20 protein-coding genes are annotated in these 25,304 nt (G+C 41.9%); 14 read left to right on the forward strand and 6 right to left on the reverse strand.

All coding sequences use genetic code 11. The features are described 5' to 3' along the window. Positions 1–3: 3 nt before the first annotated feature. Positions 4–4,785 (forward strand): TipJ family phage tail tip protein, encoded by a 4,782-nt coding sequence (gene gpJ, locus PR709_RS17410; protein WP_272571052.1) that lies wholly within the window; start codon positions 4–6, stop codon positions 4,783–4,785. A gap of 65 nt (positions 4,786–4,850) precedes the next feature. Beyond that, the gene (locus PR709_RS17415) at positions 4,851–6,005 is read left to right on the forward strand and encodes a phage tail fiber protein (protein ID WP_272571053.1); all 1,155 of its coding nucleotides are present in this window, start codon (positions 4,851–4,853) and stop codon (positions 6,003–6,005) included. Between the two features lie 830 nt (positions 6,006–6,835). Here the strand turns inward: PR709_RS17415 and queF are convergent. Further along, positions 6,836–7,681, reverse strand: coding sequence for an NADPH-dependent 7-cyano-7-deazaguanine reductase QueF (queF, locus tag PR709_RS17420; RefSeq protein ID WP_040132405.1), 846 nt, complete (start codon positions 7,679–7,681; stop codon positions 6,836–6,838). 155 nt (positions 7,682–7,836) lie between these two features. Here queF and syd point away from each other — a divergent pair, with 155 nt between their 5' ends. Further along, positions 7,837–8,397, forward strand: a complete 561-nt coding sequence (syd, locus tag PR709_RS17425) for a SecY-interacting protein (protein ID WP_004915359.1) — start codon at positions 7,837–7,839, stop codon at positions 8,395–8,397. Positions 8,398–8,802: 405 nt separating this feature from the next. Here the strand turns inward: syd and PR709_RS17430 are convergent, their stop codons facing one another. Further along, positions 8,803–9,717, reverse strand: a complete 915-nt coding sequence (locus PR709_RS17430) for a VirK/YbjX family protein (protein ID WP_004916809.1) — start codon at positions 9,715–9,717, stop codon at positions 8,803–8,805. 259 nt (positions 9,718–9,976) lie between these two features. Between PR709_RS17430 and PR709_RS17435 the strand changes: the two genes are divergently transcribed. Genes PR709_RS17435 through PR709_RS17445 form a run of 3 tightly spaced genes read left to right on the forward strand, consistent with a single transcriptional unit; the run spans position 9,977 to position 11,552 of the window. After that, complete coding sequence (locus PR709_RS17435) at positions 9,977–10,312, forward strand: YqcC family protein (RefSeq protein ID WP_004916805.1); 336 nt, start codon at positions 9,977–9,979, stop codon at positions 10,310–10,312. 7 nt (positions 10,313–10,319) lie between these two features. Continuing rightward, positions 10,320–11,078, forward strand: a complete 759-nt coding sequence (truC, locus tag PR709_RS17440; RefSeq protein ID WP_004916802.1) for a tRNA pseudouridine(65) synthase TruC — start codon at positions 10,320–10,322, stop codon at positions 11,076–11,078. Positions 11,079–11,099: 21 nt separating this feature from the next. Beyond that, a complete protein-coding gene (locus tag PR709_RS17445; RefSeq protein ID WP_036943415.1) occupies positions 11,100–11,552 on the forward strand; it encodes a flavodoxin in 453 nt (150 codons plus the stop codon). Between the two features lie 61 nt (positions 11,553–11,613). Here PR709_RS17445 and PR709_RS17450 read toward each other — a convergent pair whose 3' ends face one another. From PR709_RS17450 to map, 4 genes are all read right to left on the reverse strand, one after another. Then, a complete protein-coding gene (locus tag PR709_RS17450; RefSeq protein ID WP_014657679.1) occupies positions 11,614–12,000 on the reverse strand; it encodes a DUF3461 family protein in 387 nt (128 codons plus the stop codon). Positions 12,001–12,331: 331 nt separating this feature from the next. Then, positions 12,332–13,156, reverse strand: a complete 825-nt coding sequence (gene dapD, locus PR709_RS17455; RefSeq protein WP_004916799.1) for a 2,3,4,5-tetrahydropyridine-2,6-dicarboxylate N-succinyltransferase — start codon at positions 13,154–13,156, stop codon at positions 12,332–12,334. 48 nt (positions 13,157–13,204) lie between these two features. Further along, positions 13,205–15,844: a bifunctional uridylyltransferase/uridylyl-removing protein GlnD gene (glnD, locus tag PR709_RS17460; protein WP_121874656.1), complete on the reverse strand. Its 2,640-nt coding sequence runs from the start codon at positions 15,842–15,844 to the stop codon at positions 13,205–13,207. Between the two features lie 184 nt (positions 15,845–16,028). Next, positions 16,029–16,826, reverse strand: coding sequence for a type I methionyl aminopeptidase (gene map / locus PR709_RS17465; RefSeq protein ID WP_004916796.1), 798 nt, complete (start codon positions 16,824–16,826; stop codon positions 16,029–16,031). 678 nt (positions 16,827–17,504) lie between these two features. On the opposite strand from map, the gene rpsB reads away from it, so the two are divergent. The 8 genes from rpsB (at position 17,505) to rseP (ending at position 25,277) form a co-directional block, all read left to right on the forward strand. Beyond that, entirely contained in the window at positions 17,505–18,230 is a 726-nt protein-coding gene (gene rpsB / locus PR709_RS17470) for a 30S ribosomal protein S2 (RefSeq protein ID WP_004916790.1), read from the forward strand. Positions 18,231–18,373: 143 nt separating this feature from the next. Then, a complete protein-coding gene (tsf, locus tag PR709_RS17475) occupies positions 18,374–19,225 on the forward strand; it encodes a translation elongation factor Ts (RefSeq protein WP_004916787.1) in 852 nt (283 codons plus the stop codon). Between the two features lie 153 nt (positions 19,226–19,378). Continuing rightward, positions 19,379–20,107, forward strand: a complete 729-nt coding sequence (gene pyrH / locus PR709_RS17480; protein ID WP_004916784.1) for a UMP kinase — start codon at positions 19,379–19,381, stop codon at positions 20,105–20,107. A 108-nt stretch (positions 20,108–20,215) separates the two neighbouring features. Further along, positions 20,216–20,773, forward strand: coding sequence for a ribosome recycling factor (gene frr, locus PR709_RS17485; protein WP_004916781.1), 558 nt, complete (start codon positions 20,216–20,218; stop codon positions 20,771–20,773). Between the two features lie 134 nt (positions 20,774–20,907). Next, on the forward strand, positions 20,908–22,107 hold the full coding sequence (gene ispC, locus PR709_RS17490; protein ID WP_004916776.1) for a 1-deoxy-D-xylulose-5-phosphate reductoisomerase: 1,200 nt from the start codon (positions 20,908–20,910) through the stop codon (positions 22,105–22,107). A gap of 180 nt (positions 22,108–22,287) precedes the next feature. After that, positions 22,288–23,040 carry a polyprenyl diphosphate synthase gene (gene uppS, locus PR709_RS17495; RefSeq protein WP_004916773.1) on the forward strand — a complete coding sequence of 251 codons (753 nt, stop codon included), beginning with the start codon at positions 22,288–22,290 and terminating at the stop codon, positions 23,038–23,040. Positions 23,041–23,052: 12 nt separating this feature from the next. Next, on the forward strand, positions 23,053–23,916 hold the full coding sequence (gene cdsA, locus PR709_RS17500; protein ID WP_036943423.1) for a phosphatidate cytidylyltransferase: 864 nt from the start codon (positions 23,053–23,055) through the stop codon (positions 23,914–23,916). An 8-nt stretch (positions 23,917–23,924) separates the two neighbouring features. Further along, on the forward strand, positions 23,925–25,277 hold the full coding sequence (rseP, locus tag PR709_RS17505) for a sigma E protease regulator RseP (protein WP_004916769.1): 1,353 nt from the start codon (positions 23,925–23,927) through the stop codon (positions 25,275–25,277). Positions 25,278–25,304 lie beyond the last annotated feature (27 nt).

A 25,304-nucleotide genomic window follows, 5' to 3' on the forward strand; every position in this document is an offset into this window, starting at 1 on the left:
AATATGTCGTCAGGCGGCGGAAAATCTAAAACCCCTACTCTTATTAACGATAACTTAAAGTCAAAGCAATTTTTAAGAGTATTAGACTTGATATCAGAAGGCCCGATATATGGCCCTGTTGATACTGAGCATCTATCTTCAATCATGCTAAATAAGACGCCTGTCACAAATAAAGATGGGGATGTAAGTATAAACGGCGTTGCGGCTGCATGGAGAAACGGTAGCGAGTTTCAAGAGCCTATTAATGGCTTTGATTACTTAGAGTCAACGGTGATTGTAAATAAAGAAGTCACTAAAGAGACGCCTTTGGTGCGGACAGTTACCAATCAAGACGTTGACCGTGTCAGGTTAAATATCGGTGTTAGCAGTTTGGTTAAAACAGACTCCAGTGGAAATCAAGATAACGCCTCGGTTCAACTTGCTATCGAAGTCAGAGAGGGTAATGGCGGATATGTGACAAAAAAAATTGTTACGATAGGCCCCGGCAAGATATCGGGAGAGTATTTAGAAGCGCACGTGATTGATGCGCCAGATGCTAAACCTTTCGATTTGAGAGTAAGAAGAATTACCGACGACAGCAACTCAGACACACTGCAAAACGGAACCGTCTGGAATAGTTACACTGAGATTACAGATGACCGTTTATCGTATCCATGCTCTGCAATTGTTGGCGTTATTGTAGATAGGGATCAGTTCAAAGATACCCCAACACGAAATTATCATATGCGTGGGATTATTGTTGATGTACCAGACAACTATAACCCATTAACCCGCACCTATGATGGCGTGTGGCTAGGTGGATTCAAAAAGGCATGGACAAACAATCCGGCTTGGCTTTTCAGAGCGCTGATTAAAAATGATCAGTTCGGACTAGCCAAAGCCCTTGGGAATATCGATATTGATGACGGACGTTTATACTTGCTTTCTCAGTATTGCGATCAGCAAGTTAATGATGGGTATGGCGGAAAAGAACCTAGGTTTACACTTAACGCATATCTAACAAAGCAGGAAAAAGCTAAAACTGTTTTAGATAACATTGCTTCAATGTTGAGAGGTTCCGCCATATGGGACGGGACTTATTATACGATGCTGATGGATATGCCGTCAGATCCCATAGCATTAATTACCAACGCCAATGTTGTAGATGGGAAATTCACAAGGAATTCAACACCAAATAACGAGCGCTATAACGCTGTTATAGTGTCCTGGGTTGACCCGAACAACGGCTGGGAAACTTCAAAAGAGTACGTTGCTGACGATGTGTCCATTGCTAATGATGGATATAAAGAAACAACTATCGAGGCATTCGGTTGCACTAGCAGGGGGCAGGCTTATAGAACAGGCAAGTGGTTACTTGAGACATCGCTAAGAGAGACAAGCAAAATCTCATTCTCTATGGCAAGAGAAGCTATAGCTTTTATGCCGGGCGACATTGTACAGATAGCTGATAACAACCACATTGGTTCACGAATTGGCGGCAGGGTTGTATCGCAAAATAAAAAAGTTATTACTGTTGATTCTAATATTGAGATTGACGAGTTATCGTTAACTTTTTCCATGATAGGATCGAATGGAAAGCCAGCTCAATACGACATTGACTTCATTGACGGAAATAGAATTCATCTAATAAAAGAGCCTACTTTCTTTAAAGAGAACTCTCCATTTATTGTTGCTGCAAAAAATTTAATGCCAAAGCTATACCGCATAACTAGCGTCAAAGAAGAAGAAAATAATAATCTATATAAAATATCTGCAACAGAACACAACCCAAACAAACAAGCGATAGTTGATGATGGGGTGGTTTTTGAGAGGCCTATAGATACACTTAATAGCTATCGCGCCCCTTCTATTGAGCGATTGCGCGTTGTTAACGTGAATAGTTCCACAGTACAAACAACAGTTTCTTGGGAGTCCTCGACAACAACAAAAGGTCTTTCATTTGAGATTCGTGTGTACAACAAAAATGGCCTCGTTGTGCTTGAAGAAGATACAAGCCTGTTTAGCTATGATTTTTTCGGCTTAAACGCAGGGAATTATTTCGTAGGTGTTAGAGCTAAAATAATTAATGGAATGAAAGGCGCTGAATCTCAAATTGAAATGAATATTGGCGCACCACCAAAGCCGACGCACATTCAAGTTGATTCAATGCACTTTGCACTAAAAGCGACGCCCCACATCGCGACCGATAACTCGATAAACACTCAATTTGAATTCTGGGGTAGCGAACAAAAAGTTGGTAACGCCACTAATATTGAGATAAAGGCTGCAAGGCTCGGGCGCGGTACTTTCTGGATAAAGGATGGGCTTAAAGAGGGGCAGGAGTATTGGTTTTATATTCGCTCTATAAATCCGTTTGGAGTTTCTGATTTTGTTGAAGCAACTGGCAAGCCAGATAACATTATCAGCGATGTAATTGACGAGCTGGGCGACACCTTCCTCACCACCGAAGCTGGAAAGCAGATGCAAGAGCAGATTGACTTTAGCAAAGAAGCGATTGCAGAGCTTGAGCTTGATGCTATTGATGTGAAGCAGAAAGTTGTCAGCATTGATAGAGAGGTTGAAGCTGTCAACGAAGCGGTGATGATGAACACTAAGTTCACGACGGAAGTTCATTTCAGTTTGAAAGAAGAGGTTGCAGATAGAAAAGCTGAGATATTCCGCATTGAGCAAGTGCAAGTCACTGACAGAGAGGCCGCTGCGCGCTGGCAAGAGCAGATTACTGCAAAAGTCGATTATAACGCATCTGAAATCCTGAATATTAAGGATGCTCAGTCGAATTATGAGAAAGCAACGGCGCAGCAAATCAGTCAAGTGAAAGCTGATGTAGATGGCGTTAAATCACGCGTCACAACAGTTGAGACAGCAACTAGCGACTTAGAAAAAGCGCAAGCTAAATTCGAGCAATCAACTACAGCTGAATTCGGCGAGATGCGCGGCTATATCACGCACTTTGAGACGTCATTGTCAAATGTGGAGCTTGCAGTTTCAGAAGCGATTATGCAGACGACAGCTCAAGTGAACCAACATAGCTCTGAGTTGCTACAGTCGAAAGCGGACGTCAAGCGTATTGCGAATGCAACAGCGACGAATGAAAAAGCAACGGCTGAGCTTGCAGAGAGCGTGAAAGCGCACTACGAAGATTCGCAAGCTGAATTCGTGGATGTGCGTAAATCAATTGCTGAGAAAGACAAAGCACACTCAGAACGCACAGAACAAGTGCGCGCAGAACTCGGGAAAGATATTAACGCTAACAAAGAGGAAATAGACAAGACAAACAAAGAGTTATCAGATATCAGCGCCGCAGTGACAACTAACACAAAGGCCATCGCTGAGACGGATAAGACATTGACGGAGCTTGAGCAAGTGTCTTCTTCACGCTTTGATAGCAATGAAGCGACGATAGCGAACCTTCAAAACACGCAGTCTAACATCGAGTCATCGCAAGCTGAAACGACGTTACAGCTCGCAGCGCAGCAAAATGAGCAAGGGTCTGAGCTTTTACGTGCTAAAGCCTCTATTCGTGAGACCAACAAAATTATTGTTGATAACGATAAAGCTTATGCGCAGAAGTTCACGCAAATTGATGCCCAGCTCGGTGAGAACGGTGCTCGTTTTACGCGAGTTGAAGAAGCGCTGGCAGATACTCAGCAGTCAGTTGCAAAAAGCCATGAGCAGCTCAACGCGAAGTTTGATAGCAGGATTGACACCGTTCAAGCCCAAATTGACACGCAGAAAGAAGCGATTGCGAAGCAAGACCAGGCGATTGCTAAAGTTAACACAGATTTATCTACTCGAATCGGTCAAGCAGAGTCGTCAATCAGTGATAACAAGCAGTCAATCAGCGACAACGAGCAAGCTTTGGCAGATTTCAGTCAGTTGACGAGAGCTGAGTTTGACAATCAGCAGGCAGCGATTGAGCAACGTGGGCAAACCATTTTTGACCACAACGGCAATGGCTCTGCTATCTACACAATTAAGACCGGCATTAATTGGAATGGTCAATATTACGACGCTAAGTTCATGATGGGAGTGGAGGTAAAAAACGGCCAAGTCGTCACGCAAATTGGTTTCAGTGCTGATACGTTTGGTATCTTTAACCCTGTAAGTGGCAAGTTAGAGCCAGTTTTCTTTGTTGAAAATGGACAGGTCTTTATTAATGAAGCGTTTATTAATCAAGCGACCATTGAAAAGCTGTTAATCGGTTCGACTATCAAATCCAAAAATTGGGATCCTTCAGCTAAAAAAGGTCTCATGCTGGACTTTGAAAACGGGAAGTTGATTGCAAATGATGCAGAAATAACTGGCAAGATTTATGCAACTGATGGTGACTTCAGGGGAACTGTCCACGCTGAAAAATTCATCGGGGATGTTGCAACGGGGGTTTTATACGAAGGGGTGTCAAAGTATTTCATTAAACAATCTGTTATGTCTATAGAAACATCAATAATCTACGTAGGAAACATGCCGTATGATGTTGATTTGATTATGCCGACAATGCATTTTTCATCTGAGCACAGGGAGCCAGCAATCAATAGACCTTTTGAAATTTCAGTTTTTGCAAATGGAGTTTCCCAAAATGTCATCACAACAACAGTTAATAGTCCAGATACAACATGGGCTGCAATCGCATCCTGCTATATCAAGATACCGAAATATCAAAAAGACACAGTGATAAAGATACGGCTCATAGGGCGAGGGAATGGCGGCGACAACTCAGACTGCACATTAAAAATCCATCCGGCGCTTGTCTTAGCATGCAAGAGCGCCCCATCGTCATTCAAATAGTTCAATCAATTCATAAACAAGCCGCTTAATTGCGGTTTTTTTGTATCTAAATTTCGGAGAATATTATGTACAACGTAGGAACAGTCACAACGACAGCAAACAGCACAAAGTTAGTGGGAGTAGGTACTAAGTGGAAAGATAACAACTCGCGAGTATCCGCAGAGCAGGTTATTTTAATTCAAAATGGCGCAACGATTTACATTAACAGCATTGCGTCTATTCAGAGCAACACAGAGATAACACTGAGTTTCCCTGTGCCTGCATCGGTGAGCAATGCACCGTATCAAATACTGACAACGATGGTGAATTCAGTCTCTGATGCAGCAAACAAGATTGTAGCAATGAACGTTGCGAATGTGCAGTTCAGCGATATCTTAAATCGATGGGCGACAGAAAGCGGTACAATTACAGTGACGTTGCCAGACGGCACAACACAGCAACTGAGAACGGCGAAAGAGATGGATAAACAGCTAGATGGGAAGCAAGTGGCTGGGAATTATGCCGATGGCACCAAGTACACAGCAGCAAGCTATCAATGTTCAATAAGACCGAATGAGACGTATGGTTTAATCATCCAAAATTCTGGTGTCAGTGGTATATGGTCGAATGAAGCTAACAGCTGGTCGTGGAGCTTTAGCACCAAAGGGACGTTAGTTGCTGGAAATATTCCTTATGATCGCTTAACAGGAGTCACCACTGACAATAATGGATTTGTTAAAAAGGCGTCCCCAATTGTGAAATTATTTGCTGATCACATTGAGCTTAACGAAGAGTCAGAAGGCGTTGAAATGGAGCACCTTGGTGTAGGGCACTATTTAATTAAAGGCGTTGTCGGTTTTAACTCGGATGGAGCATGGGGTATCAATAACGGCTTTGTTATTCCTCAAGACCATAATGGTAAAAACATGGTGCTTATTGATTACAAGGTGAGACCTGATGGTGATATTGAAGTTTTTGTTTTTCACCAACAGAACGCAGACATGCCGGAGCGTTTTCAGAACAAGCGCATTAAGTACATAGATAAAGACGGCAACCCTGTTTACTACGAAAACTACGAGCCGTGTGACGTGCCTGAGTCTCGCTGGATAGATATGCGCGTCGAAATGCCGGTGAATTCTATCTACAACCTCAAACAAGCAGAAGCCGAGCGATTGGCGAAAGAGGAGGCGGAGAGGCAAGCGGAGGAGGAGGCTAAGAACGCCGAAATTGAAGCTGAGTAAACATCTAATCTTCTTTGTTGTATTCATACCCCTGCGGAAATCTCTTACTCACTGAGTTAGATTTGCGAGATTGTGCATGATTATTCTACTTTCTTGCGTGTGATTTATCAGCAGAACTGCTTAGATAACTTTCTATGGACTCAATTACTGGAGCTCTTTTTGGTTGCTCTATCTGGCAGTACAAAGATGAATTAGAAAGTAAGAGTATAAACTCATTGATCGAAATAGCCTTGCCATCTATCTCAGTTTTATAGAAAACATAGATACGTGATTGTTCAGTGTGAGACGGCTCTCTATTTTCATTGATGCAAGTAAGTGCGAGTAAGATAAGTTGCGTACTGGTCATAAACCCTCCAATAAAGTCTGGAGTTAATTATAAGCAGTCAGGCAATGGCGCGATATCAATATTGGTCGTAATGTTATCAGATATCACTGTGACGAACTGTGCCGCAAAAATGAGAGGTGAGGGGTTAATTACCCCTCTTTTTCGTTCGAAATGAAGGGGTAACTTATTGATTCATTTAGAATGAAATGTAGTGTTTTGTAGTATGAAAAATGAACTGATAATAAATTAAGCTATTGATATTTAATGCTTTTTGTTGCTTTGGTAACCTAATGGACTGATATGAGTAATCAAGTAACTCTCCTTTATCCCAAAGGGATCTTGATATACTCGCCATACTTCAAGTTACGGCGTCATTGACTCAGTTTACTTTCGCACCATTGGCATCGTTATTTCTGCCTTGCTACGACTGGTCTACCGGTCGCCTTGCTGTACCTCGAACTATTTAGAGTATATAAAATTATATCAATTAACTTAATTAAGGTGCTTATTGCCGTGCTAAACGTCCTATTTCAGGCGTAAATTGGGTATTACTACGCCATGGATTGATATCAAGACCACCACGGCGCGTATAGCGTGCGTAAACACTGAGTTGTTCAGGCTTACACAGTTGTGTTATATCATTAAAAATACGTTCGACGCATTGTTCATGGAATTCGTTATGATGACGGAAAGAGACCAAATAGCGCAGCAGTGCTTCACGGTTGATCTTCGGGCCACGATAACGAATTTGTACTGACCCCCAATCGGGTTGGTTAGTAATCAAACAATTCGACTTTAATAAATGGCTAACTAGTGTTTCTTCTACGTTTTCATTTTCCGTGCTATTTGCGAGATAATCACGACTAAATTCATATTGATTGATCTCGATATCCTGTTCATCAATACAAATCCCTTCAAATTGGCAAATCGCTTGCTGTGAAAACTCATCAAGTTTATGGAGTGTAACGCTAACTTTTCCATTAGCACAATTGCTTAAGTCGTTTTGCAAAACACTTCGCACATTTTCCCATGAATCATAGCGAGTTTGGTTAAAACTATTTAGGTAGAGTTTAAAACTTTTTGATTCGATCAAATTTTCACTTTGTGCATCGACATGGACTGAACCAATAGCGACTTGCGGAACACCTTTCTTGTTGAGCCAAGATAGCTCGTATAAGGTCCAAATATCAGCCCCATGAAACGGTAGGCTATCAGCGTGAATATCTAACGGATCTCTATTTAAGCTGCGCGGAACGGCTTGGAGTAGGCTTGGGTCATATTGATCATAATATGCCGTTTTTTTTCCTAGTGTGAGATTATCCAAAGCAGGGTTATTTTGATAGTGTGACATAGTGATCCTTAAACTTCATGTACTAAAAGCACGCGATACCATAAAACGGCTGAAAATGAGAGCAATTCATTCATCGGTTAACTTCTGTCATAATATCATTTATTAATGATATTGCCGCCATTTCAGTTCACTCAATCTAAAGTTATTAAATCATTATGAATACAACCGTTTCTGAAGCGCTTACTCAATTTACTCAACAATATGTGACCAAATGGAAGGAGCAAACAGGTCTATCGCCTGCTTCCTGTGACCTATATGGCATTCCGTCTCCTTGTGTCATTCGGACGGGGGAAAATTGGGTTTATTGGGAGCCACAAGCCTTCCCAATAGCAGATAAAAACTTAAATAAAGTAGCGACAGCATTGGATATTGAATTACAACCGATGATCCATCCTTTTTATACCACTCAGCTTGCGGGGGATATGAAGGCTCAATTTGAAGGTCATCTATTGAATTTGGTTCAAGTGTGGAGCGAAGAGGATTTTATCCGTTTGCAAGAAAATTTAATTGGTCATCTAGTTACCCAAAAGCGTTTAAAACTATCACCAACATTATTTATAGCAACGTTAGAATCTGATTTAGAAATGATTTCGTTATGTAATTTAACGGGAGAAATTATTTTAGAAAAATTTGGTAGTAAGGAAAAACGCGTGTTAGCGCCTAATCTTATCCATTTTATTCAAGAGTTAACCCCAGTAGTAGAACCGCTTGAGTAAGATATTGCTGATGGAAGCTGTAGGAAATAGCTTACAAATCAATTAAGAAATAAACCTTAATTTTCTTAATTTATCTAAGTGAGCATTATTTAACATTTAATTTCATGTAGTTACTATCAATCTCTTAAATTGAAGGTTTAAGGCTGTTTTTAAGTTTATTGCACTAGGTTGTTTCATTAGTGTTTTTAATACATTCTTAAACGACTGAATGAGGGAGCAGTGAGTTTGCTGCTTTATCAGTAAACAGAGGTCATGGATGGCAAAGTGGCGCATGTCGCTGACTTTAATCTGTTTATTAGCGACAGGATGTCGAACGGCAGGAGGTCGTTTTTGCAGGATGCTTTAACACCCTTTAAAACATGAGATAAGCCAGTCAACCCTCTTGTTGGCTGGCTTCTTTTTCACTTAGTGTTGCGTTCGTGTCTTTTGATGTGGGTCGGTAGAATATTGCGTTAATGCGTTTAACACACTTTGATACATGGCTTCTCTTAAGGCCTCACGCTTACGGAACGCAGAGCGGTGTTGGCTTTTGACCGATTCGATATCACGAACAGGCTCTGTTAAAGGCAAGTGATACCAGCCATCCGCGGAAACCGTACCATTACACTCTTGCCAAAAATTATCGTAGCTTGATTTCAAATGTTGGCGCTTAATATGGCAATGGTTTGAAATACCCATAATAGATGTACAGTGGAAAAAAGCGGCAACTGCATAAATAGATGACATCAATAAATTTTTAGGTCGCATCCCATGCATTTGCTTCGTAATGGACTTCACTTGTTCGGTACTTTGTTCAGTAGCAGGCCCCTGTAAAGAACAGATATAAAGTTGGCCCTCAGTACCAAACGAAAAGCTCATTAAATAGATATCATCCCCTGTTTCGTTTAGCAGGTGTAAGGTGAGGTCACCTTCGCGTGGATATTGGGAGTAAACAAGCCTTAATTGCGCATAATCTCCCGATTTTAATTCGATATCTGCAACTTTTAACCCTTGGCGATCAATAGAAAACATTGCTTTGATAGCATCCGTCGAAAATGTTTTTTCGATGAGTTCTAGGGTGTGACTCGCGGTGAGTAATTTTTGTTTTCCGTTCCACTCGCGATGCAAATACTTATTTAAGGGGCGTTCAGCAAAATCAGGAATATTATTTAATTCCTTAGACATGCGGGCACTGGTGTAGCTTTCACACATGGATTGAAATTGCTGATAAGGTTTAGACGGGAGTTTGGCAATACGGACTTGTCGTTTTAAATGGTCATAGCTGTTGTTAATAGACTGCCAAAATTTATTTTGTTTACGCCACTGCTTTAATAATCCCATATATAAACCATACTTGATTGTTGAGTGTTTTTTATTCAGTAAAGTGAAAAGCGTCTGATATTACTCTTATTAACTACAACAAAAGGTAAATAAACTTTAAATAAACTTATAAAAGTGCTTGCGGCAAGATGGATTACGTGAAAGTAACTAGGATTTTGTGTGGGAAATTATTTTGGTTGTTCTACACCCCATATTTACGACAGAATTAATGAAGGATATGCCGTATATTTCGAATTAAGTTTATTAAGTAGGTTTTTATATGAATATTGAACAGCGCATCATGGAAAAGCTTCGTCATATTGAAGAGGAAATGAGAGCGAAGGCACTTTGGCGTGAATTACCACCTAGCCCTGAAGCTTTTGAAAGTACAGAGCCTTTTTCAATTGATACGATGGAAGCAACAGAGTGGTTACAATGGGTACTTATCCCTCGTTTACAAGCACTCATTGAGCAAGGCGCTGTTTTACCCGGAGCTTTTGCTATAGCCCCTTATTTTGAAGAAGTTTATAAGAATGATGAGGAAGGGCAATATCATTTATTGTTGATTCACCTTCGTGAATTAGATGATTTTTTCAGTACTCAGTTGGGTAGGTAGCTCATTGATGTTAGAGATTATTTATCAAGATGAGTATATGGTTGCTGTTAATAAGCCTGCCGGTATGTTGGTGCATCGCAGCTGGTTAGACAGCAAGGAAACTGTGTTTGTTATGCAAACATTACGAGACCAAATTGGTCAATTTGTTTATCCAATCCATCGTCTTGATAGGCCAACATCGGGTGTGTTGTTGTTTGCACTATCCAGTGATGTGGCGAGGCAATTAGCGGCGCAGTTTGAATCTCATCAAATAGAAAAAATCTACCATGCGGTGGTTCGTGGCTATGTTGAAGCGCCTCAAACCATTGATTATCCATTACTTGAGCAGTTGGACAAAATTGCGGATAAACATGCGACCAGAGAGCCAGCATTGCAAGAGTGTGTTACACATTGCCAGCCAATCGCTCAAGTTGAGTGCTCAGTCGCAATTGGGCGTTATCCAACATCTCGGTTTAGTTTACTAGAATTGAAACCAGAAACAGGGCGCAAACATCAGTTACGACGTCATATGTCGCACATTCGTCACCCCATTATTGGCGATAGTAAACACGGTGATTTACGTCAAAACCGCGGTGTAAGCCAACATTTTGCCGTTTCACGGCTAATGTTGCATGCCAGCCAGCTAGTATTAGATCATCCCATTTCAGGGGAGCGTATCTCTCTGATTGCACAATGGGATGAGTCATGGTTGTCATTGGTAAATCAGTTTGGGTGGCAGCATATCGCCAGCAAATTGGGGATGGGAGAATTCAATTCATCACTGTAGTTGGGTCAATAGGAGGTGTTCGTGTCAAAAATTGGTATTTTTGTGGGAACAGTTTATGGTAATTCCTTAGCGGTGGCTGAATCTGCTCAGGAAATATTGGAGCAACTCGGCCATGAGGTCACGATTTTTGATGAGCCAATGCTCAGTGACTGGCAGCAATATAATGCGGGTGAAGGGGTCGCCTTAGTCATCACTTCCTCCACAGGGCAAGGGGATTTACCCGATACGATTGCTCCACTATTTTATGAAATTCAAGATGTTGTTGGTTATCAACCTGAATTACGTTACGGGTTAATCGCTTTAGGTGATAGCAGCTACGAAAATTTTTGTGGGGCAGGAAAGCGTTTTGATGAGTTATTAACTGAACAATCGGGAACACGGATTGGTGAGGTTTTGTTCATTGACGCGATAGAAGAAGATGTACCCGAAGAATATGCGAAGCCTTGGATACAATCTTGGGGTGAGCAACTGTAAATTACTGCACCGTGAATAGGATTCTCGGTGCAGTAAAGAAAATAAGAGCGGTATTTTAAAACTATTTACGGGTTAATTTTTCAAGGTCAGCTTCAATTTCAGCGATTTTGTTTGAGACCACATGCTCAAGATGACGTAGGTCATCCAAAATTTTGTGTTTCAAATCAATATCACTTGTATCGTTTTGGCAAATTTGGTCTAGTTCTTCAATAGCGTAACGTAGGTTGGAGTTGATCTCATTAATTTCTTTGAAATTATTGCTACCATCTGCCGCGGCTACAGTTTTGCGTTGGCGTGGATATTTAAATTTTACACTTTTCGCAAAGAATTCCCCTTTATCTTTGCGAAAATAGATTTTTAAAATATCGTTATTTGCTTCTTGGCGTAGCGTATAACGGTCAATATCTTGAGGGTTGCTAATACCTAAACTTTTTAGATTATCGTACATGTTGTTCACCGAGTTATAGGAAACCGAAATTTGTAGAGGCACAGAGCCGTTAGCATATGCCAGCAGAAACAGTATTATTCTATTTTTGGCAGGAATTAAAAACACGCGCATTAAAGCGAATAACACTTAGCGATGCTATTAATCTGTGTTTTAAAAAGGCAAAAAATAAAATCATACAGTTTATATTCTCGAAAGCCCGACAATAGCTAAACTTATATATTATGCGCGAAATGAGGAAATTGACAAACCCCTCATCATAAGAAAAAGAGGTCTATCATTTTTAGATTGGGTAGAGAACGTGTTTTATCTCTAGCCGAGCGAGGATGTGGGATTAGTCAATGCTTCTTAATAGCTCATTAATACCGACTTTTCCACGGGTTTTGTCATCGACCTTTTTAACAATCACGGCACAATAAAGGCTGTAGCTACCGTCTTTCGATGGCAGATTACCCGATACAACCACAGAGCCCGCTGGCACACGTCCATAGTGGATCTCACCAGTTTCGCGGTCATAAATTTTTGTGCTTTGACCAATATAAACCCCCATTGAAATGACAGACCCTTCTTCAATAATAACGCCTTCAACAATTTCTGAACGGGCGCCAATAAAGCAGTTGTCTTCAATGATGGTTGGGTTAGCTTGTAGTGGTTCAAGTACGCCACCAATACCAACTCCGCCGGATAAATGCACATTTTTACCGATTTGGGCACAAGAGCCTACCGTCGCCCATGTGTCTACCATGGTGCCTTCATCAATATAAGCACCAATGTTGACATAAGAAGGCATCAAAACACTGTTTTTAGCGATATATGCCCCTTGGCGAACAGCCGCGGGTGGAACAACACGGAAGCCTTCGCGTTCAAAGCGAGCCTGATCGTAATCCGCAAATTTCATGGGAACTTTATCAAAATAACGGCTTTCAGCCCCTTCGATTAACTGATTATCGTGAATGCGGAAGGAGAGTAATACTGCTTTTTTCAACCATTGATGTGTTACCCAAACCCCTGAAATTTTTTCAGCAACACGCAGTTTACCACTATCAAGTAGGGCAATGGTTTCTGTCACCGCTTGGCGAACGGCGGGGGTCACTGTGGATGGTGTGATAGCCGCTCTATCTTCAAATGCTTGTTCAATGATGGCTTGTAATTGCTGCATTGATTAATTTTCCCCTTTAAGGACCAGTAATAATATTGCTTATAAAACCTAACATTTATCCTTCGAGTTGAGGGTTTCTGTCAACCTTTCTGATAACTCTTGTTGCATTTTTTTATCGAGCGCTTTGTGATTTTTATCTGCAAGGACGAAAAAATCTTCCACTTTCTCGCCAATTGTGGTGATCCGTGCACCATGTAACGAGATTTCCATCTGAGCGAGCACATGCCCAACCCGTGCTAATAACCCCGGTTGATCGAGAGCAAAGAGCTCCATATAGCTACGGCGCTCATTGGTTGAGCGTAAAAAATTCACTTTGGTAGGAACGGTAAAATGGCGTAGTTTTGATGGTAGGGTGCGAGCCTGGGGAAGTGAGATCGCTGGTTGTTGTACCGCGTGTAGCAGACTATGGCGGATCTGCTCATATCTATCTTTTGATAATGGCGTGCCATTCGGTTCTAACACCACAAAGGTATCCATTGCCATGTTGTCTTTGTTGGTGAAAATCTGTGCACTGTGGATACTCAGGTTGCGCCTATCAAGCTCCCCAGCCACGGCCGCAAATAAGTGTGGCTTATCGGGGCACCAAATAAAAATTTCGGTTCCACCGTGTTTTGGCTGTGTGCTGATCAACACGAGAGGCTGCTCAAGATCATGTTTTAATAGGTTACAGGCATGCCAAGCTAATTGAGAAGGCGTGTGACGCAAAAAATAGTCTGCATGACAGCGAGACCATAATTGGTTTAATTTTTCTTCATTGATTGAAGATTGGCGTAATAACGCTAACGCTTGGTGGCGATGATGGCGGATACGTTCTCGTAAATCAGGAGTACTTTGCATTCCTTGGTTGAGTTGATGTTCAGTAGATAAAAACAGTTCTCGAATTAGGCTCTGCTTCCAACTATTCCAAAGCGTACTGTTAGTTGCACAAATATCGGCAACAGTTAAACACATCAAATAGTTTAGCCGCGTCACTGTTTTGACCTCGAGGGCAAATTGTTTGATGACATCGGGGTCTTGAATGTCACGACGTTGTGCCGTAACTGACATTAATAAATGGCTTTTTACTAACCAAGAGGCTAACTCAGCTTCCTTGAGCGGCAAATCATGTTGCAGAGCAAACTCATACACAAATTCAGCCCCTAAATCAGAATGATCTCCCGAACGCCCTTTCGCAATATCGTGGAATAATGCGGCAAGCCTTAATGTTTCTGGATGCAACAGCTTAGGGTAAACGCTAACACAGAGTGGATGGTCGCGGCGATTTTCTTCATGAGTAAAGCTATCTATTTTTTGTAGCACTCGGATGGTGTGCTCATCGACCGTATACGCATGAAAAAGGTCAAACTGCATTTGACCAACGATATTGCTCCAATAAGGGGTATAAGCACTTAATACACTGTGCAGATGCATGGGAACGAAAGCCCCTTTAATGGCTCTAGGGTGACGTAATATTTTGATAAAAAGCCGCCTAGCTTCAGGGAGTTCGCATAAAGGAGTAGTTAAATTACGTCGCGCAAAGCGCAGTTGGCGCAAGGTCGTTGAGTAGATCCCCGTGATATTGGGGTATCGAGCCATTAAATAGAACATTTTTAAAATGGCGGCGGGTTGCTTAACGAACAGCATATCATCAATAACATCGATTAATGGCCCCCGCAACTGAAATTGTTCATCTAGTGGACGAGGTTTTTCATCAGGATTGAGAGTAAGAATAGCGTCATCAAACAGTTGTAATAACATCTGATTGAGTTCACGAACGCGGCGTGTCACACGATAAAAATCCTTCATCATCAGTTCAACGGGCTGGTTTTTTTCCCCTTGGTAGCCGAGTAAGCGAGCGACACTAAATTGGCGATCAAATAAAAGGCGATTGTCATAGCGTTTGACAACTAAGTGTAAAGCGAAGCGGATTTTCCATAAAAAAGTGAGACACTCTTTTAGCTCTTGGCGCTCTTCTTCAGTAAGAAAACCAAACCCGACCATTTCATCGACGGTGGTGGCTCCAAAGTGCCGCCGAACGACCCAAAGTAGCGTATGGATATCGCGTAACCCTCCAGGGCTACTTTTTATATCTGGCTCTAAGTTATAGCTAGTACTGTGATAGCGATGATGGCGATCTTGCTGCTCTTCGAGTTTTGCGGCAAAAAAGGTTGCTGAAGGCCAAAAACTATCACTAAAGATGGTTTTTTGTAAGCGTAAGAATAGGGCGATATCACCACAAATTAGGCGCGATTCAATAAGGTTTGTCGCAACGGTTAAATCGGCGATACCCGCATCAATACACTCTTGCAATGAGCGAACACTATGGCCGATATCAAATTTAAGATCCCACAATAGAGTAATAAACTGGCCTATTTTTGAGGCTATCTGTTCAGAAAGAGGCTCTGCACTTAACACTAAAATATCAATGTCTGATAAGGGATGCAGCTCATGTCGCCCGTATCCACCTACAGCAATTAAAGACATATTGGGTTGTCGGTCAAATTGATACTCTTTCCATAAACGCGTGAGTAGGGCATCTAAGTAATCACTGCGCGCATGGACTAAATCAATCACGGACTCGTTTTGCTTGAATGCGGCTTCTAAGTGGTTATGGAAAGATTCGACATGCTGCTTGAGGCGAAGCAGTTCGAGGTCAGAAGATTGAAATAAAGTGGGTGATAAAAACGCTAAAGAGGATGGTGTCATCATTATCTTTCCGCATCGATAGGCTGAACACAATAGTGAACAGCTTACTGGGGATTTTCATGGATGAACAGCCGCAAATTAAATTATTTCGAGTAAAAAAAGAGAAGGGAAGCCTTAAGTATGCGGCATGTTACGAAAGTTGTTTTCTCTACAGGTAACATGCCACATAAGAGCCGCGTGCTAAAAATTAATCGTTAACCAGCACCGCTGAGATATATGGCTCTTCTTCTTTACGTAATGTCATGATTTCACACCCGTTGTCGGTGACAACTAGCGTATGCTCATATTGAGCCGACCAGCTTCTATCTTTGGTTTTTACGGTCCAACCATCATTCATAGTACGGATGCGGTAATCACCGACGTTGACCATCGGTTCGATAGTAAAAGCCATGCCTTTTTGTAATACAACACCGCTGTCATCGGCATCATAATGAAGGACTTGTGGCTCTTCATGGAAACCTTCACCGATACCATGACCACAATATTCACGAACAACAGAGAAGTCATGTTTCTCGACAAATTGTTGAATCGCTTTGCCCAAGGTGCGTAGGCGGATACCCGGTTTTACCATACGTAACGCTAAATAGAGGCTCTCTTGGGTAATATGGCACAGGCGTTCGCCTTGGATGGTTGGCTTACCAACAATGAACATTTTTGAGGTATCGCCATGAAAACCCTCTTTAATCACGGTAACATCGATATTCACAACGTCGCCGTCTTTTAGAATCTTATCATCACTAGGGATACCATGGCAGATAACATCATTGACTGAAATACAGACTGATTTAGGGAAGCCATGATAATTTAAGCAAGCAGGTATCGCTTGTTGTACATCGACAATGTGCTGATGACAAATGCGATCCAACTCCCCCGTGCTAACGCCCGGTTTTACATGGGGAGCAATAATTTCTAACACTTCGGCTGCTAAACGACCAGCAACGCGCATTTTCTGAATATCTTCTTCAGTTTTGATAATAATAGCCATGAATTCAGTCCATTTATGTCAGTAACGACTCTGTGACATAGTTTGTATGAAAAGGGTTTAATAGATGAGCGATAGTACCATCTATATCAACATGATGATGTTTATGGTATCAGCCACTGCATTTTCTGCCAACTAGGCATTGATGCTTCTTAGCCTTTAGAGTGAAATATCAGGCTGGAATGTACGCCATTAAATAAAAGGTATTGAGAGCAAATACACTTTGGGTCTGATATTATGGATAGTGAAACACGAGTATTTGTCGTTGAAGATTTTTTTATCAAATAATAAAAAGAAAAAACGCTATCCATACGCCGTGTATAAAACGCTCAATGATGCTTACCAAGGCGATTTCGCCTCGTTTTAATGAAGAGATTCAAGCCATTTGATGGTGTTTTTTCACCCCGTAAAAAAACAACAAAAGTTGGCTTATTGATCCATTTTATGGTATAAAGCGCGCCGGCGATCCACATTATCTCTTCGAAAAAATCGTTTTGCTACCCTGTTAAAGCGTATTCGATTGGCATTATGGATTAGCGAAAACTAAACTCAATTGTGTATAACACACACGGGTCGACACATGCACCGGGGTGCTCTTATGCGTTTTAGCGCAGCTTTGGAGTCGGTGTTATGGGATCCGTGGAGGCATAACCCCAATTACTTAAAATACAGAGGTATTAAATGGCAACTGTTTCCATGCGCGATATGCTACAAGCGGGCGTACACTTTGGTCACCAGACTCGTTACTGGAACCCTAAAATGAAACCTTTCATTTTCGGCGCTCGTAACAAAGTACATATCATTAACTTGGAAAAAACCGTTCCAATGTTCAACGAAGCTCTGGCTGAGTTGACTAAAATTGCTTCTCGTAAAGGCAAGATTCTGTTTGTTGGTACTAAACGTGCAGCAAGCGAAGCCGTTCAAGAAGCTGCTAATAGCTGTGACCAGTATTTCGTTAACCACCGTTGGTTAGGTGGTATGCTGACTAACTGGAAAACTGTTCGTCAGTCAATCAAACGTCTGAAAGATCTGGAAGTTCAGTCACAAGACGGTACTTTCGACAAACTGACCAAAAAAGAAGCGCTGATGCGTTCTCGTGAACTTGGTAAGTTAGAAAACAGCTTAGGCGGTATCAAAGATATGGGCGGTTTACCTGACGCTCTGTTCGTTATCGATGCAGAACACGAACACATTGCTATCAAAGAAGCAAACAACCTGGGTATCCCAGTATTTGCTATCGTTGATACTAACTCTGATCCAGACGGTATCGACTTCGTTATCCCTGGTAACGACGACGCAATCCGTGCAATCAAATTGTATCTGAGCGCTGTAGCAACTTCCGTTCGTGAAGGTCGTTCTCAGGATCTGGCTGTTCAAGCAGAAGAAGGCTTAGTAGAAGCTGAATAATAAGGCCTGCTCTAATAAAGAGCCCTTATAAACCAGGTATTGCTATATGGTTAGAAGGGGGCCTATATGGCCCCTTTTATCTATCTGAATCAGAATGACCCTTGTAGGGAGCCCCCTACGAGGTATATCGAGGAATAAATCACATGTCTGGAATTACCGCTGCATTGGTAAAAGAACTGCGCGAACGTACTGGCGCAGGTATGATGGAATGTAAAAAAGCACTAGTTGAAGCTAATGGTGATATCGAATTAGCAATCGACAACATGCGTAAATCAGGTCAAGCTAAAGCTGCTAAGAAAGCAGGCCGTGTTGCTGCTGAAGGTGTTATCCTTGCAGAAGTTTTTGCTGATGGCAAAAGCGGTGCTCTGATCGAACTGAACTGTGAAACTGACTTCGTTGCTAAAGATGCTGGTTTCTTGGCATTTGGTAAAGAAGTTATGGCTTCTGTTATCGCTGATAGAAATACTGATATCGAAGCAGTTAAAGCGAAATTCGAAGATGCACGTACTGCTCTGGTCGCTAAAATCGGTGAAAACATCAACATTCGTCGCGTCGCAATCCTAGACGGTGCACAAGTAGGTAGCTACCTGCACGGTGCGCGTATCGGTGTTTTGGTTGCGGCTGAAGGCGCTGATGAAGAGCTGCTAAAACACATTGCAATGCACATTGCTGCAAGCAAGCCTGAATATGTTACTCCAGACGATGTACCAGCGGACGTTGTTGCTCACGAGCACCAAATCCAATTAGACATCGCTATGCAGTCAGGTAAACCACGCGAAATCGCAGAGAAAATGGTTACTGGCCGTATGAACAAATTTACTGGCGAAATCTCTCTGACTGGCCAGCCTTTCGTGATGGATCCAAGCAAATCTGTTGGTGATCTGCTGAAAGAGAAAAATGCGAAAGTCACTAACTTCATCCGTTTCGAAGTGGGTGAAGGTATTGAGAAAGTTGAAACTGACTTTGCAGCTGAAGTTGCTGCAATGAGCAAATAAGTCGTCAGTTTTACAAGGAGCCGCCGATTGGCGGCTCTGTTTTAATATACATTGTAGTAATACAACGAATTCAATAATTAAGGTACGTAGAATCCACCTTTAAGTATTCTGCGTGTGTTACCCCAATAAATTATCTGTGTAGGACAGAACACCATGGCAACCAATGCAAAACCCGTTTATCAGCGTATCCTGCTTAAGCTCAGTGGCGAAGCCTTACAAGGCGCAGAAGGTTTTGGAATCGATGCTAGCGTTTTAGATCGTATGGCTCAGGAAATCAAAGAACTTATAGAGCTGGGTGTACAGGTCGGTGTCGTTATTGGCGGTGGTAACCTGTTTCGTGGTGCTGGTTTGGCACAGGCGGGGATGAACCGTGTGGTCGGTGACCATATGGGAATGCTAGCCACTGTGATGAACGGGCTAGCGATGCGTGATGCATTGCATCGTGCTTACGTGAATGCAAGACTGATGTCTGCTATTCCTCTTAACGGCGTGTGTGATAACTATAGCTGGGCTGAAGCTATCAGTCTGTTACGCCATGGTCGTGTTGTGATTTTTTCTGCTGGAACAGGTAACCCATTCTTTACAACTGACTCTGCCGCGTGTTTACGTGGTATTGAGATTGAAGCGGATGTTGTATTGAAAGCAACAAAAGTTGATGGTGTTTATTCAGCGGATCCTGCAAAGAACCCAGATGCCGTACTTTATGAAACGCTGACTTATCAAGAGGTGCTTGAGCGTGAATTGAAAGTGATGGATTTGGCAGCGTTTACGTTAGCACGTGATCATAACTTGCCTATTCGTGTTTTCAATATGAATAAACCTGGCGCTCTACGTCGTGTTGTAATGGGTGAAAATGAAGGAACTCTGATTTCTCACAATTAATACTCAGAGACATCAACCGCGTTTAACTGTATTATCTAATATAAGTTCAGACAATTTAAGCGAGGCTGCATTGCGGCCTTTAATAACCAGTTCTTAAGGGTTGAAAACGTGATTAATGAAATCAAAAAAGATGCTCAAGACCGTATGGAAAAGAGTGTTGAAGCACTAAAAAACCAAATCAGTAAAGTTCGTACAGGCCGTGCGTCACCAAGCCTACTTGATGGCATCATGGTTGACTATTATGGCGCCGCAACGCCTTTGCGCCAACTTGCTAACGTAACTGTTGAAGATGCGCGTACTTTAGCGATTTCAGTCTTTGATCGCTCAATGTCTCCCGCGATTGAAAAAGCGATTATGGCGTCTGATTTAGGTTTAAACCCATCTTCTGCCGGTACTGTTATCCGTGTTCCACTTCCTCCACTGACAGAAGAGCGCCGTAAAGACCTGATCAAAGTTGTTAGAGCGGAAGCTGAGCAAGGTCGTGTTGCTGTTCGTAACATTCGTCGTGATGCGAACGATAAAATTAAAGCCCTGCTGAAAGATAAAGAGATCAGTGAAGACGAAGAACGTCGTTCACAAGATGACATCCAAAAACTGACTGATGGCTACATTAAGAAAGTTGATGAAGCATTAGCGCAGAAAGAAGCTGAATTGATGGAATTCTAATCTATCAAGTAGCGAATAAAGCCATCTAGAGGGAAATCTCTGATGGCTTTATTCATTCATATCTAATAAAAATCCTTTCTTCCCTTTCAAGCTGATATAATCTCAGTATTGAGTAAATACAGAGCATCCGCATAATGAAACGTCTTACTATTCTAGGATCAACAGGTTCAATTGGTAAAAGCACACTTTCTGTTGTCAGAAATAACCGTGATAAATTTCAAATAGTCGCTTTAGTTGCTGGTCGCAATGTGGCGGAATTAGCAAACCAATGCCTTGAATTTCAACCTCAATACGCCTCTATGGCTGATGAATTTTCTGCTCAAGCATTACGGGCAATTTTGTCTGAAAATAATTGCAAAACAGAAGTTTTATCAGGAACAGATGCTGCCATTCAACTTGCAGGCTTGGATGATGCGGACCAAGTGATGTCCGCTATTACTGGTGTCGCTGGACTACTTCCTACCTTAGCCGCAATCCGCAAAGGCAAACGAATTTTATTAGCGAATAAAGAATCGCTGATCACGAGCGGTCGTCTATTCTTTAATGCGATTCGTGAGCACGGTGCGACAGTCTTTCCTATCGATAGCGAACATAATGCGATTTTCCAAAGTTTACCTGAAAACATTCAACTCAACTTGGGTTTTGCCGATTTATCGGCCTCGGGAATTTCAAGCATTATTTTGACAGGTTCTGGTGGTCCTTTTAGGGATACTCCGTTGTCGCACCTAGATAATGTGACGCCGGACGAAGCATGCAACCATCCAAATTGGTCTATGGGGCGTAAGATTTCTGTTGATTCAGCGACGATGATGAATAAGGGGCTTGAATATATTGAGGCTTGTTATTTCTTTAATGCCAATCAACAACAAATGGAAGTGATTATTCACCCTCAATCCGTTATCCATTCTATGGTGCGTTATCGTGATGGTAGCGTGATAGCTCAGCTAGGTACGCCTGATATGTGCACCCCAATTTCATACAGCATGGCTTATCCGCAGCGTATTTCTTCTGGTGTCGAACCGTTAGATTTTACAAAATTGTCATCATTAACCTTTGTACAGCCAGATTATCAACGTTACCCTTGTTTAAAATTGGCTATCGATGCCTGCCATGCTGGGCAAGCAGCCACAACTATTCTAAATGGCGCTAATGAAATCGCTGTCGCTGCATTCTTGGACGGTAAAATACGCTTTACAGATATTGCAAAAATTAACCTAAGTACATTAGAAAAATTGCATTTATCTGAACCAGTTTCGATTGATGAGGTCTTAGACATCGACAATCAAGCTCGTCGAGAAGCTGCACAACTAATCAAACATACATTTTCAGTCTAGTATGTGATTTATTTAGTTGCTGATAAGTATAATAAGTCTTTAATATGTGACGCTTATAAGAACGAAAGATAATATCAGTATTTAGCGGAGAATTAAGGATGTGTCTTATCAGCAAACTCAACAATAGCGGTTATGATAATGCTGAATTCTCGACGCTATGCATACAAGGATTACTATTTAATGAACTCTAGTGGTGAAAATCTCTCTCATTCAGCCTTGCCAAAACATGTTGCGATTATCATGGATGGCAATGGGCGTTGGGCAAAGCAGAGAGGAAAACTAAGAATAACAGGGCACAAGGCTGGCGTTGAGTCTGTGCGTAATGCAGTACGTTTTGCAGTAAAAAACAAGATTAGCTCACTGACGCTGTATGCATTTAGTAGTGAAAACTGGAGAAGACCAGAAAAAGAAGTCAGTTCACTGATGGAGCTATTTGTTTTTGCGTTAGATAATGAAGTCAAGAATCTACATAAAAATAATGTAAAATTATTGGTTATTGGTGATATTAGTCGATTTAGTGAGCGTCTTCAAAAACGTATTCAAAAAGCAGAAAAATTAACTGCAAATAACACGGGCTTAAAACTCAATATTGCGGCGAATTATGGTGGTCGTTGGGATATTGCTAATAGTATGAAGCAAATCTTTGCGCGCGTACAAAGTGGGCAACTTTCTCTTGACGATATCAATGAAAATACCATTGACCATTATGTTTGTATGCATGATCAAGAAAATGTTGATTTGGTTATCAGAACTGGTGGAGAACACCGTATCAGTAACTTTTTATTATGGCAGGTTGCTTATGCGGAATTCTATTTCACCAATGTACTGTGGCCAGATTTTGATGAAATGGTGTTTCAGAATGCAATTGATGCTTTTAGTCAACGCGAGCGGCGTTATGGTGGAGCTGAGTCTGATGATGAGCTCGTTAAATAAAAGGGGTAAATTGTGCTGAAATATCGTTTAATGACAGCGATTGTATTAATACCGCTGGTTATTGCTGCGCTTTTTTTGCTTTCACCTGCCGCTTTTGGTTATGTGGTGATTGCCGTATGTGCTTTAGGGGCTTGGGAATGGGCGCAATTTGCAGGTTGGCACACACAAGCTAAGCGAATTGGTCTTGCGGTGGTTTTTGCCGTCATACTGCTAGCCATGCAGTTCTCTTTTGCTGATATCACAACGTTAAAGAATGAGCCGCTTATTTTATATGGTTTATGGGCCGGTCTTATTTGGTGGATAGTGGCAATTTTACTTGTGATTACTTTCCCAGCATCGGCAAAAGCATGGGGGCAATCGGCGTTAGTACGTGTACTGTTTGGGCTGTTAACTATCATTCCTTTTTATTGCGGTATGATGGTGCTTCGAACCATTGGTTACCATAGTGACACCTTTTTTGGTGCTTGGTGGTTGCTATATGTTATGTTGCTGGTGTGGGGTGCTGATTCAGGTGCTTATGCCTTTGGTCGTACAATGGGGCGCCATAAGATGGCACCTAAGGTTTCCCCCGGTAAAACCTGGGAAGGCCTTGTTGGTGGGTTGATCACCGCAGGTATTATTTCTTGGCTATTTAGTTCATTTGCGCCAATCCCAGTAATGCCTGATTATTTGCTGGTTACATCAATTATTGTTGTTGTAGTATCTGTGTTCGGTGATTTGACGGAAAGTATGTTTAAACGCCAGTCAGGAATTAAAGACAGTAGCCATTTAATTCCTGGTCACGGTGGAATTCTTGATCGAATTGACAGTCTAACAGCGGCAATACCTGTATTTGCAGGGTTAAATTTGTTAGTTTTTAACGGGTTCGGTCTCTAGGATAAGACATGGGATTTTTTTGGAGTCTAGCGGCATTTATCATCGCCATTGGGGTGTTAATTACCGTACATGAATTTGGTCACTTTTGGGTTGCACGTCGCTGCGGTGTTTATGTAGAACGTTTTTCTATCGGCTTTGGGAAAACGTTATGGCGCAAGGTGGATCGACAAGGAACCGAATTTGTTATTGCCCTGATCCCGCTAGGCGGTTATGTCAAAATGCTTGATGAGCGCGTCGGCGATGTGTCACCTGAACGCCGTCATTTAGCGTTTAACAATAAAACGGTTGGTCAGAGAGCCGCCATCATTAGTGCTGGCCCAATTGCGAACTTTTTACTTGCAATTGTTGTCTACTGGGTGGTGTTCATGATGGGGATTCCATCAGTACGCCCTGTGATTGAAGATGTGAAACCTGGCTCAGTTGCCGCTAGTGCAAATATTTTGCCGGGAATGGAACTAAAATCGATTGATGGTATCGAAACGCCTGACTGGAATTCAATTCGATTAGCCTTAGTTGGCAAAATTGGCGACAGTGAACTCACTGTGTCCGTATTGCCTCAAGGGTTTAGTGAACCGGTGACTAAAACGGTAGATTTAACCGCATGGCAATTTGATCCTGAAAAGCAAGATCCCGTTCTTTCCATGGGAATTATGCCGGTTTCCGCTAGAATTGATCCTGTGATATCGAAAGTTTCACCGGGTTTAGCTGGTGAGCGAGCAGGTTTGCAACCCGGAGATAGAATTGTTAGCGTAAATGGCGAAACATTAGATTTGTGGAATCCGGTAACTCGGTTGATTCGTAATAGTCCGAATCAACCGTTGAAGTTAGCTGTTGAAAGAAATAATCAGATCATCTCACTCACATTGACGCCTGATAGTCAAAATGGAAAGGGTGGCGAGCAAATTGGATTTGCGGGAGTTGAACTTTCAGTGTTACCGTTAGCAGATGAATATAGAATGGTGCAGCAATATGGGCCATTTTCTGCCATCTATCAAGCTAGCGATAAAACGTGGCAGTTGATGAAACTGACCGTGAATATGATGGGCAAACTCGTTGTTGGGGATGTCAAACTTAACAACTTGAGTGGACCGATATCTATTGCGAAAGGTGCAGGGGTATCGGCAGAGTCAGGCTTGGTATATTATTTGATGTTCATTGCGCTGATAAGCGTAAACTTGGGCATTATCAATTTGTTTCCATTGCCTGTATTAGATGGGGGGCACTTGCTCTTCCTGTTAATTGAGAAAATTAAAGGAAGTCCAGTGTCTGAGCGAGTACAAGACTTTAGTTATCGGATAGGTGCAATGGCATTGATTCTGTTAATGGGACTTGCACTTTTTAATGATTTCTCTCGCTTCTAACAAGTAAGCTGGGGACCAGTAAGGAAT

The sequence above is a fragment of the Providencia sp. PROV267 genome, from assembly GCF_028477825.1.
Classification (GTDB): domain Bacteria; phylum Pseudomonadota; class Gammaproteobacteria; order Enterobacterales; family Enterobacteriaceae; genus Providencia; species Providencia stuartii.

What these genes read in the sequence shown, in the direction of transcription:
- tsf (WP_004916787.1), top strand. Translation starts at nt 18,374, where the DNA reads ATGTCTGGAATTACCGCTGCATTGGTAAAAGAACTGCGCGAACGTACT.
- ispC (WP_004916776.1), top strand. Translation starts at nt 20,908, where the DNA reads ATGAAACGTCTTACTATTCTAGGATCAACAGGTTCAATTGGTAAAAGC.
- map (WP_004916796.1), bottom strand. Translation starts at nt 16,826, where the DNA reads ATGGCTATTATTATCAAAACTGAAGAAGATATTCAGAAAATGCGCGTT.
- truC (WP_004916802.1), top strand. Translation starts at nt 10,320, where the DNA reads ATGTTAGAGATTATTTATCAAGATGAGTATATGGTTGCTGTTAATAAG.
- dapD (WP_004916799.1), bottom strand. Translation starts at nt 13,156, where the DNA reads ATGCAGCAATTACAAGCCATCATTGAACAAGCATTTGAAGATAGAGCG.
- PR709_RS17435 (WP_004916805.1), top strand. Translation starts at nt 9,977, where the DNA reads ATGAATATTGAACAGCGCATCATGGAAAAGCTTCGTCATATTGAAGAG.
- PR709_RS17415 (WP_272571053.1), top strand. Translation starts at nt 4,851, where the DNA reads ATGTACAACGTAGGAACAGTCACAACGACAGCAAACAGCACAAAGTTA.
- queF (WP_040132405.1), bottom strand. Translation starts at nt 7,681, where the DNA reads ATGTCACACTATCAAAATAACCCTGCTTTGGATAATCTCACACTAGGA.
- syd (WP_004915359.1), top strand. Translation starts at nt 7,837, where the DNA reads ATGAATACAACCGTTTCTGAAGCGCTTACTCAATTTACTCAACAATAT.
- PR709_RS17450 (WP_014657679.1), bottom strand. Translation starts at nt 12,000, where the DNA reads ATGTACGATAATCTAAAAAGTTTAGGTATTAGCAACCCTCAAGATATT.
- rseP (WP_004916769.1), top strand. Translation starts at nt 23,925, where the DNA reads ATGGGATTTTTTTGGAGTCTAGCGGCATTTATCATCGCCATTGGGGTG.
- uppS (WP_004916773.1), top strand. Translation starts at nt 22,288, where the DNA reads ATGAACTCTAGTGGTGAAAATCTCTCTCATTCAGCCTTGCCAAAACAT.
- rpsB (WP_004916790.1), top strand. Translation starts at nt 17,505, where the DNA reads ATGGCAACTGTTTCCATGCGCGATATGCTACAAGCGGGCGTACACTTT.
- glnD (WP_121874656.1), bottom strand. Translation starts at nt 15,844, where the DNA reads ATGATGACACCATCCTCTTTAGCGTTTTTATCACCCACTTTATTTCAA.
- gpJ (WP_272571052.1), top strand. Translation starts at nt 4, where the DNA reads ATGTCGTCAGGCGGCGGAAAATCTAAAACCCCTACTCTTATTAACGAT.
- pyrH (WP_004916784.1), top strand. Translation starts at nt 19,379, where the DNA reads ATGGCAACCAATGCAAAACCCGTTTATCAGCGTATCCTGCTTAAGCTC.
- PR709_RS17430 (WP_004916809.1), bottom strand. Translation starts at nt 9,717, where the DNA reads ATGGGATTATTAAAGCAGTGGCGTAAACAAAATAAATTTTGGCAGTCT.